This is a genomic window from Dehalogenimonas sp. THU2, from assembly GCF_039749495.1.
Lineage (GTDB): Bacteria > Chloroflexota > Dehalococcoidia > Dehalococcoidales > Dehalococcoidaceae > Dehalogenimonas.
In genome coordinates, this window is record NZ_JBDLLU010000024.1 from 1 (window position 1) to 9,545 (window position 9,545).

Below are 9,545 nucleotides of genomic sequence, written 5' to 3' on the forward strand. Positions count from 1 at the left end.
GGAGGAAGCGCCGGTGCGGGCGTAGTCACGAAGGCTGACACCCTTGTAACCGGGCTCACGCTTTTTGACGTACTCTTCGCGGTCGACCTCATTGGAATTGAACACCCATTTCTGGGTGGCTCTGTCGGTGCGCTGCAGAACATTCCAGTCGATCTCGGCGCGGGCCAGGGTTTCAAACTCGAGTTCCTTCTGGAACCAGGGCTTGGCAATGGCGCCGGCGGAGGTGGCGTCGTCCAGGTCGACAAAGGACGGGGCAAAGGCGGCGGTAGCGCCAAGTCCGGCTCCGGCCAGACCCAGGGCTTTCATGAAGTCTCTTCTGCTGATTGTGCTATGGAACTTGGGCATTGAGTTGTTCAACTTTCATCGATTATTCCAGTCTTTCCTGGTGGTCAGCCGGTCTTCCCCGGTTGTCATTTTCGGATTCTAGCCTCCTTCATCGATATTCTTGTTCCCGAAATGTCCGATATCGTTGGGGATGGTGTTAATTCTTCATCTAAGGTTATTCACTTTTACAAAAGAAACATAGAGATCCAAAATGATTACATGAATATTACTAAACCCTAACCTGGTACGTTTACTATATACCACGAATACCCACCGCGCATCGTCCTAAAGAACTAGAATGACTAGGCATTATGGCTATAGACTAAAGTATAAAATTCTCGCTACTTTAGTCTAATTCTGGTGTGCAGCACTACCGAAGCGACCCGAATGGCGTCGACTATGGGCATATGACTGAGGTTTCTTACGCCCAGTTGGACTAACCCAAGAAATCTCATCTCGTTTCAATTAGCGTATGAACCCGCTGATTTGCTTTTACCGCAGATGAAATTGATTCGAAAAAATATAAACATCCCTCAAAATCCATGGTACAATGACTTTGAATTTAGGGTGGAGTATGCCAATAATGAAGGGCGAATCGAATCAGGCGCTCAGGGTACTGGTGGTCGATGACGAACCGGCAATACTGCGGTTCGTCGGCGCCGGGCTGGAAATTTTGGGTTACAAGGTGACCATTACGTCAGACGGAGAAGAGGCTTTAGCGCTAGCGCGGGCCGGCCGGGCTGACATCATGCTTCTCGATATTTTCATGTCGCCGGTCACCGGGTTCGATGTGCTGATGCAGTTACGGGAGTTTTCCGATCTGCCCGTCATCGCCTTCACCGCCCGGTCTGACGTGGGGGATTTTGCTATCAAAGCCGGCGCCAACGCTTATATCGGCAAGCCTTTCAAACCGGAGTCGTTGGCAGAAAAGATTCAGGAAGTGATGGCAAAACGAGCTGCGGTCTGATTCCGTAAGTCTGTAGCACCGGACCAACCGACAGTTGCTTTATCGGCTTAAGAGTAGTAAATTGGTAATAAGGTTTAAGTTGTGATAAATCACTTTTTGGACAATTGGCAGTCAAACAAGGCCAATGATGCACAATCAGTCCATCTCATCGGAGGGTGCGAGGGATGACACTGGGAAAAACGAGTATTATACTGGCTGATGACCACGCCATTGTCAGGCGGGGTGTGAGGGCTCTTCTGGAATACGAGCCTGATTTTCATATCGTCGCCGAGGCGACGGACGGTGTTGAGGCGCTATCCCTAATCGAAAGACTGAAACCCGATGTCGTGGTTACCGACCTGTGCATGCCGGCTATGAGCGGCATCGAACTCATGCGGGCGCTCAAGTCCAGGGGCTCGGAGGTCAGGACGATCGTACTGACGATGTGCGGTGACGGTCCGTACGTGGCCAGCGCCCTCGAAGCTGGAGCCTTCGGGTATATATTGAAAGAGGCTGGCGTTGAACACCTGGTATCGGCCATACGCGAAGCGCGTGCCGGCCGGCGGTACTTCAGTCCACCGATATCGGACGGGACTCCGTTTACCTCGGGATAAACCACTTTTTCGAGAAGATTTAGACCGCCGGCGAGGCGGTCTTTTTTTCTGGCTGACCAACCTCATGCCTGATCATCGCCATAAAACTCAACAGTCCGCCGATAATTTCGGCCGGCGCGGGCGGGTTACCGGGGATTTTAAGCGCTACCGGCAGGACCTTATCAGCCCCACCCAGCACCGCGTAACTGTCGTTCAGGATTCCAGCGCCGCAGGCATCGTCCCCGACCGCGATGACCCAACCGGGTTGAGGCATGGCATCATAAGTCTTTTTGACCGCCTCCGCCATGGCTAGAGTAACGGCGCCGGTGATGATGATGACATCGGCGTGGCGGGGGGAGGCGACGAAGGTGACGCCGAAGCGCTCGACGTCATAATACGGCGTCGAGAGATTGTTGAGTTCTATCTCCGCCGCGTTGTCACTGCCGGAATCCACCTCACGGATGGCCAGGCTACGGCCGAAAATGCGGTCGATCTCACCTTTGAGTTCAAGACCTAACTTTTCGAACTCAACATCGGCACCCGAAACGGGCGCCGCTCGTTTGGGTCGTAAGACATTGCCCAGGATATCGAGGAGGCTCATAGATCGTTACCCGCGTAGGATAGATTCAAACTTTTATTGATAAGCGGGAAATCCGGCACGATGTTGCCGATAACGGCGTGTTCGATGGCCAGCCAGTTGCAGAATGAGGCGGTGCGGACCTTCCAGCGGTCGATACGCCCGTCTTTAAGGTATAACCAGTGTAGATTCTGCCCCCGCGCCGCCTCGACCAGGGCTACGGTGTAGCCGGTCCGGGGATGACAGGGAACCCGCACCGGTCCTGCTTCGATTCGATCGGTCGTGTCCCGCAGCAACCGCATCGATGCCTCGATCTCACCGGCCTTGACCTGAAAACGCGCCAGTACATCACCGGCTTCGGCAGTGATCAGTTTGGGCTTTAATTCGACATACAACCCGTAAGGATGATCGAGACGGGTATCGATATGCGCTCCGGACGCTCGCGCCGCCGGCCCGGAGAGGTTGAGGGGAACGACGAGCGACGGATCGATCACGCCGGTCGTTTCCAGCCGGTCGATGATCCAAACGGAGTTATAGATACCTTCAAGGGCAGTCTTGAAGCGCGTTTTGAAGACACTCTCGTAAGTGCGCAGCTCCTTGAGTTTGTCGTCTGGAATATCCCGCGACAGGCCGCCCGGGACTATGGTGTCTTTCAAAAACCGCGAACCCGTCAGTGCCGCGTTCCAACGCAGAATCTCTTCCCTCAGCACGAAGAACGGCGCCGCTCCTACCGGATAAGCCGCATCCACTGCCATGCCGGCCAGGTCGCCCAGGTGGGAATAGATACGTTCAAGTTCCAGCAGGATCAGCCGCAGTTGCGAAGCGCGCACCGGCAGATCGATCCCGGCGATACGTTCGGCGGCCATGGCAAAGGCGCAGGCGTTGGCGGCGGTCTCGTCGCCGGAAATGGCCTCGGCGATCTTTAGCGCTTCATCGGGTGTTTTACCTTCAGCCAGTTTTTCCAGCCCGCGGTGTTTCCAGAAGTGGCGGATCTCCAGATTGAAGATGGTCTCGCCGATGACGCTGAAACGAAAATGCCCCGGCTCTATGATGCCGGCATGCACCGGTCCCACCGGTATCTGGTACATGCCTTCACCCTTGAATTCCTTGAACCGGTACTCTCTCTTCGAGGTAATATCAGCGGGTTCGATATGGCGGCCGTCGAACGATTTTAACAGCGGGTGGAAGTTGTCCGGATAAGATTCGTGCAGGAAAAGACGGCGGGTATCGAAAGCCCCTTCGAACTCGATGCCGAAACCGTCGGCTACCTCGCGTTCATAATAGGCGGCGATCGGGAACGTAGCGGCGATCGACATGCCGCGGTTGGCGGTAAGCGGAACCTGTAAAACAAAAAGACCAGCGGCGCCGCGGCGCTCGAAACAATAGAACAGGGTGAAATCCCGGCCCTCGAACTTCTCGATGACCCAGAGACCGGAAAGAACTAAATCCCCGCGCTTCTTGAGAACTTTTACCGCCTCAAGGAGGGCGACGACGCTGAGCGCCAGGTAATCAATGCCGTCCGGTCCGTGCCGGCCCCGGCCATTGAATCCCCGGTTGCGGAGTTCTTCTTCGACTTGCGCGCTTAGATCATCCATATTCATCTAAAAACCCAGATCCGTCACGATAGTGTCGAGTATTGTTTCCAGCCAGCCCGGCAGATATAAACCCATCGCAAAAAGAGCCATAATCGCTGCTATGATCGGCAGTTTCATGGTCAGCGGTGTCGGGTAGCGTTCTACCGGATCGCCGGCTCCCTGGGAGAAAACCCGTACCAGGTAATAGCCGAACCCTGCCGCCACCAGCAGGAAGCCGGCCAGTACGCCGATAAACAACGGCAGCGCCTGGGAAGCCATGATCGAGAGGATATTGAACTTAGCCAGAAATACCGGCAGCATCGGTACGCCTATGGCTGCGGCGGCTCCTAAAATGAGCCCCCAGGCTGCCAAAGGTTGCAGACCGAAGGGGTTTGTCACCGCGAAAAACTTGTTCGACCGGTACTGGCGGTGGAATATACCCGCGGAAAAAAACAGGAGCGCCTTGACCAGGGCATTGCCCGCTTTATGGAAGAGCGCCCAGAATAGGGCGAGCGGCGAACCCAGTCCCAGGGCCAGGAGAATCAACCCGGTCTGCTCGATGCCGGAAAAGGCGATCAGCTTTTTAGTGTTGGTGCGGGCGATCAGCGCCAGGCCTGCCACCAGGATGCTGGCCGCGCCGAAGGTGATCAGCAGCGGGTTCAGGAAGGCGTCATCACCAGCGCGGTGGCCGATGGCGTATAACCGGAAGATGGCGTAGAGCCCCAGGTTCAGCACCGCCCCGGAAACCACCGCCACCACCGAGGGGGCGCGCACATAGACCGTCGGCAGCCAGGTATGGAAGGGCACCACGCCGGCCTTGGCGGCAAAGCCGATGAACAGGAAAACGAAGGCAAAGCTGTAAAGTCGCGGCGAGATCGACGCGGCCGAAGCCATGAGTTCCGTCCAGTTGAGCGTCCCGCCGGGGAAAACCTCGCGGGAAAGGGCGAACAGGATGATGATGCCGATGAAGGCGAATAACATGGCGGTGGAGGTGACGAAGACGTATTTCAGGGCGGCGGTGATGTTTTCCCGCGCCTTGAGAGTAACCAGGAGGATCACGGAGAACAGCGTCGAAAGCTCGGCGAAGATCCACAGGAGCGCCAGGTTGTTCGACAGAAACCCCAGGACGATCACCAGCGGCAGCAGGGCGAACGCCCCATAAAAAAGACCGAGAAGGGATCGATCGATCTCGCCCCGGTCCAACAGCGACGCCAGATAACCCCGGGCATAAACGGCCGACAGCAGGAAGAGCGTCGAGGTGATGACTGTTTCGTAAGCGCCCAGGGTATCCACGAAGAAATAGCCGTTTTCGAGCAGAAATATCGGCAATTCGGCTGTGATCAGCCAGAGCGACAGTGCCATGTAGCCCGCCGCTTCGACGATGATGAGGGTATTCAGCACACTGCCGTCGATGTCCGGCCGGAAACGGCCGAGGAAGAAAGACAAGCCGGCGATGACCAACGCGGGCGCGGCGAAAGCGATGATGATGAAACTGTCCATCAGTCCTCGAAGTCCAGTCCCAGTTGATTCAGCCGCTTGTGGAAGGCCTCCACCGAGGAGTCGATGCCGAAGGCCAGCACCGCCGAGAGAACGATGATCATCAGCAGATCGACCACGATCAGGACTTCGATGATGAAGGGCATCTCGGCGATGAACAGGCTGAACAGCAGTACGCCGTTCTCCATCGACAGATAGCCGATGATCTTGGTGATGACCTTCTTGCGGCTCATGATGACCATCATGCCCATGAGGGCCAGCGACACGCCGATAACGGCGCCCAGGATGAACAGGGGGCCGGCATCGAGGGCAGCGGACAGGGCGCTGAAGGCCTGGTAAACGACGAAAAATAGAGCGGTCGCCAGGATGATGGAGCCGATGGGCGTCAGGTAGCGGAACTCCAGGTCTCGCTTGATGGGCATAACCTTCAGCAGCCGTTTCAGGAAGAATGGGATGATAATCACTTTAGATATGATAGTGAGGATTGCCATGAAGAGGAGACTACCCGTGGCTTCACGGCTGTAAAGAGACATTGCGATGGCCGCCAGGATGACGGACTGGATGGCATAGATGGAGATGAGTGAGGTCAGTGAACGCTGGGTGATGACCAGCGCCGCCGTGCCCAGCACCAGCACCAGCAGGATCTTGACCAGGTCGTCGCCGATGAAAATTTCGCTCATGCCAGCAACTCGAACACGATAGTCACAAATGAGAAGAACAAGGCCAGCATGAAGAAACTGGGCAGGCGGAACAACCGGATTTTAGCCATCGACGATTCGAAAACACCTATAACCGCCGCCAGCGCCAGCGCCTTAACAGCGAAGCTCGCCATCGATAACAAGACGCCAAACGGGGTTGCCTCGGTGGCCAGGCCCCAGGGAAAGACGATATTGATCAACAGCGCCATCAGCACCGTTTGTTTCACGCCGTAAGATAATTCCATAAGCGCCAGCTTCGGTCCGGTCTGCTCCAGTATCATCGCCTCATGGATCATAGTCAGTTCCAGGTGGGTCTCCGGGTTGTCCACCGGTACGCGCGCCGTTTCCACGATGATGATGATGAAGAGCGAGAAAGCGATGAGGATAAGTGTCGGGTACTGCGCCAGCGAACCGGCAAGGGTAACGGCGAACATTGCCGGTATGTCGGTCGTCTTCAGGACGAAGGCGAGGGCGGCCACCGAGGTGATGGTCACCGGCTCGATGATGGCCGAAAGGCTCATCTCCCGGGACGCACCCATGCCGCCGAAGGCGGAACCGGCGTCGAGCCCTGCCAGTGCCATAAAGAATTTGGCCGATACCATGAGGTATAAAAACAGGATGATATTGCCTGAGCCGGTGGCCTCCGGCAGGAAAACCACCGGCACCATGACCGAGGCCGCCAGTAGGAAGCCGATATTGAGATAGGGTGAGAGGCGCATGATGAAAGAGGCGTTCTGGGAGTAGATAATCTCTTTTTTCAGCAGTTTGAACAGGTTGTAATACTGCTGAAATATCGGAGGTCCTTTTCGGCCCTGGCAGAGCGCCTTCACTTTCTTGATCACGCCCAAGAGCAGTGGCGAGATAGCGACAATAAAGAGCGTATTGAGCAGGAGATAGAGCAGGTAGTTAAGCATCACAGCCACTGCCCCACCGCCAGCAGGATGATGACGATAACCACAAAAACAGCCAGGACGAAGGCGTCCATATCCAGATTGTGCAACCCTGATACCCAACCGGCGATGCGGCGGATGAACGAGGCCACCGGCAGGTAGAGTTTTTCCTCGAAGAACTGCAGGGTGTGGATTTCGCCGGCACCCCCGGTGACGATCGCCTTATCTTTATCGCCAAAATTCCGGCGTAATGATTTTTTAGTGCGAAAAACGGGGCTGAAGATGGTGATGATGGGTTCGGAGAAACCCGAAGCGGTGTATTCCATTTTATTCGTTTGGGTGTGGATACCGCAGGCCCAGGTATCGCCGGTTTGTACCGGCGCCTTGGTCCGGCGTACTAAGAGAACCGCCAGGCCGAAGATCACCGCAGCTGTCAGACTCACCGGCAGCAGATCAGGAATCGGCAGATCGATGCCGATCAACTTGAAGATCTGAAGGCTGAACACACCTAGTATAATGCAGGCGGCGGCCAGAATACCCGGGCCAGCGAGCATCGCGCGCGGCGCTTCATGGGCGTGGGCAGCGCCTGTCGAGCGGGGCAAAGCCAGGAAGACCATACCGAAGGCTTTGACGAAACAGGCGGCGGCCAGGGCGCTGGTCAAGGCAAAAGCCGCCAGTGCGGTGAACAAAAGAACCGTGATCAGCGGACTGGGCACCTGGAACGAACTTAGATAGGCTTGAAAGAGCATGACTTCAGAGGCGAAACCGTTCAAGGGCGGCAGTGCGGAGATAGCGGCGGCGCCGATGAGGAAGACCACCGCTGACGCCGGCATGGATTTGACCAGCCCGCCCATTTCCTCGATGTTGCGGGTACGCGTTGCCGCCACCACAGAGCCTGCGGTCATGAACAGGAGGCTTTTAAATAGGGCGTGGTTCAGGGTGTGAAATAGGGCGCCGAAAAGTGACAGGTCGGCTAGAGCGTCAAGGTTATAATGTTCAAAGATCGTGAAAAGCCCAAGTCCGACAGTGATCAACCCGACGTTTTCAATCGTCGAATAGGCCAGCAGCTTTTTAAGGTCCTTTTCTTTCAGTGCATATATTATTCCGAGTACCGCTGAGACACTGCCCGTTATCACCAGCGCCGTCCCCCACCAGAGTTCAGGCTGCAGAACATCGAGCAGCAGCCGCACGAGCCCGTAAATGGCCACCTTGATCATGACGCCGGACATCAGCGCGGAAATATTGGACGGCGCGGCGGCATGGGCAAAGGGCAGCCACTTGTGGAACGGGATGATCCCGGCCTTGGTGCCGAAACCAACGAAGAAAGAGCCGAAGATGATCCCGGCGGCGGGCAGCGACAAGCCGACGGCACTGGTAATCTCATAACTGCCGGTATAGCGGTGGAGCAGCAGCGCGCCCAGGAGCAGGAAAAGGGTGGAAAACTGGGTCATCACCAGGTAGTAGATGCCAGCCTTGCCGCTCTCCGGGTTGTCGCGCTCATAAAGCACCAGCAGCAGGGAAGAAAGCGACATGAGTTCCCAGAAGAAGATAAAGGCGAAGAAGTTGGCCGAGGCCACGGTCAGCACCATCGCCAGGATGAATACAGCCATAGCTGAGACCAGGAAATCACGTCGCCGCGCAGTGCCGGTATGTTCGACATATCTCATTGAATAAATAGCAACGCAGGCGGCGACTAGGTTGATGATTAGGATAAAGAAGGCAGCCAGCCGGTCCAGGTGGACCGAGAGCGAAAGTTCCGGAGTCAGGTGATACAGGTCAAAGCGCAGACTTGAATCGGCGGCCAGGATCAAAGAGGCGGCCAGGATAAGGGAGATGGTTCCGGCTATTACCAGTCCCAGCGCGGTGGTTCGACGTGACTTTTCAGGCGCAGTACGGCCCATAAGGGGCAGCAGAGCGGCCAGCAGCATTAATGCCGCGCCGCCGTAGAAAAGCGCTTGAATCACTGTGTTGCTAATGTCCATCTGGGAGAAAAGCAAAAGGAAGTCCTCGGGGGGGACTTCCCATCGTTCTCCCGGCTATTCAGCCCGATTATTGTGGTCTATGCTTGAATATTTTAGGCGTCGGTTGGGGCGGTGTCAAGGGGAGTCACTTAGAGGGAAATTCGGGGTATGTGGTGGCGGGTCAGGCGCTACAGCTACAACTTCCATTACCCCCACTTCTATATCCAGTGTCAATAAAACCAGCGGTGGCACCGGGTATTCATCGGCGCCCACCGTCACTATCTCAGGTGGCGGAGGTACCGGCGCCACGGCCACCGCCATCTTAAGCCCATCATCCGTAGGTAGTCTAACGCTTACTAACAGCGGTAGTGGATACACCACCGCCCCCAGCGTTTCGTTCTCAGGCGGCGGTGGATCAGGCGCTACGGCTACCGCTACCTTGTCCCCGACATCACTGGCTGGCCTCAACCTCCTCAGCGGCGGCA

At 56.2% G+C, this 9,545-nt stretch carries 9 protein-coding genes and 1 pseudogene; 2 read left to right on the top strand and 8 right to left on the bottom strand.

Annotated features, from left to right (window positions below; all coding sequences use genetic code 11):
- Nucleotides 1–345, bottom strand: a 345-nt coding sequence (locus tag ABFB09_RS09265) for a twin-arginine translocation signal domain-containing protein (protein WP_347001214.1), incomplete at its 3' end; no start/stop codon positions are given.
- Nucleotides 346–907: 562 nt separating this feature from the next.
- Here ABFB09_RS09265 and ABFB09_RS09270 point away from each other — a divergent pair.
- Entirely contained in the window at nucleotides 908–1,291 is a 384-nt protein-coding gene (locus ABFB09_RS09270; protein WP_347001215.1) for a response regulator, read from the top strand.
- 164 nt (nucleotides 1,292–1,455) lie between these two features.
- Entirely contained in the window at nucleotides 1,456–1,884 is a 429-nt protein-coding gene (locus ABFB09_RS09275; RefSeq protein ID WP_347001216.1) for a response regulator transcription factor, read from the top strand.
- A gap of 19 nt (nucleotides 1,885–1,903) precedes the next feature.
- Here the strand turns inward: ABFB09_RS09275 and nuoB are convergent, their stop codons facing one another.
- The 7 genes and pseudogenes from nuoB to ABFB09_RS09310 form a co-directional block, all read right to left on the bottom strand.
- Complete coding sequence (nuoB, locus tag ABFB09_RS09280) at nucleotides 1,904–2,464, bottom strand: NADH-quinone oxidoreductase subunit NuoB (protein WP_347001217.1); 561 nt, start codon at nucleotides 2,462–2,464, stop codon at nucleotides 1,904–1,906.
- Nucleotides 2,461–4,041, bottom strand: coding sequence for an NADH-quinone oxidoreductase subunit C (locus ABFB09_RS09285; protein ID WP_347001218.1), 1,581 nt, complete (start codon nucleotides 4,039–4,041; stop codon nucleotides 2,461–2,463). Before ABFB09_RS09285 ends, nuoB begins: the two co-directional genes overlap by 4 nt.
- Nucleotides 4,042–5,514 carry a proton-conducting transporter membrane subunit gene (locus ABFB09_RS09290; RefSeq protein ID WP_347001219.1) on the bottom strand — a complete coding sequence of 491 codons (1,473 nt, stop codon included), beginning with the start codon at nucleotides 5,512–5,514 and terminating at the stop codon, nucleotides 4,042–4,044.
- Nucleotides 5,514–6,191 carry a hydrogenase subunit gene (locus tag ABFB09_RS09295; RefSeq protein ID WP_347001220.1) on the bottom strand — a complete coding sequence of 226 codons (678 nt, stop codon included), beginning with the start codon at nucleotides 6,189–6,191 and terminating at the stop codon, nucleotides 5,514–5,516. Before ABFB09_RS09295 ends, ABFB09_RS09290 begins: the two co-directional genes overlap by 1 nt.
- Entirely contained in the window at nucleotides 6,188–7,126 is a 939-nt protein-coding gene (locus tag ABFB09_RS09300) for an NADH-quinone oxidoreductase subunit H (RefSeq protein WP_347001222.1), read from the bottom strand. Before ABFB09_RS09300 ends, ABFB09_RS09295 begins: the two co-directional genes overlap by 4 nt.
- Complete coding sequence (locus ABFB09_RS09305) at nucleotides 7,123–9,063, bottom strand: proton-conducting transporter membrane subunit (RefSeq protein WP_347001221.1); 1,941 nt, start codon at nucleotides 9,061–9,063, stop codon at nucleotides 7,123–7,125. Before ABFB09_RS09305 ends, ABFB09_RS09300 begins: the two co-directional genes overlap by 4 nt.
- Nucleotides 9,064–9,195: 132 nt before the next feature.
- Nucleotides 9,196–9,545, bottom strand: a pseudogene (locus ABFB09_RS09310) (hypothetical protein); the annotation flags it as partial.

Bases quoted from the DNA above. Each gene is read 5' to 3' on its own strand.
- ABFB09_RS09270 (WP_347001215.1), top strand. From the start codon at position 908: ATGAAGGGCGAATCGAATCAGGCGCTCAGGGTACTGGTGGTCGATGAC.
- ABFB09_RS09275 (WP_347001216.1), top strand. From the start codon at position 1,456: ATGACACTGGGAAAAACGAGTATTATACTGGCTGATGACCACGCCATT.
- nuoB (WP_347001217.1), bottom strand. From the start codon at position 2,464: ATGAGCCTCCTCGATATCCTGGGCAATGTCTTACGACCCAAACGAGCG.
- ABFB09_RS09285 (WP_347001218.1), bottom strand. From the start codon at position 4,041: ATGAATATGGATGATCTAAGCGCGCAAGTCGAAGAAGAACTCCGCAAC.
- ABFB09_RS09290 (WP_347001219.1), bottom strand. From the start codon at position 5,514: ATGGACAGTTTCATCATCATCGCTTTCGCCGCGCCCGCGTTGGTCATC.
- ABFB09_RS09295 (WP_347001220.1), bottom strand. From the start codon at position 6,191: ATGAGCGAAATTTTCATCGGCGACGACCTGGTCAAGATCCTGCTGGTG.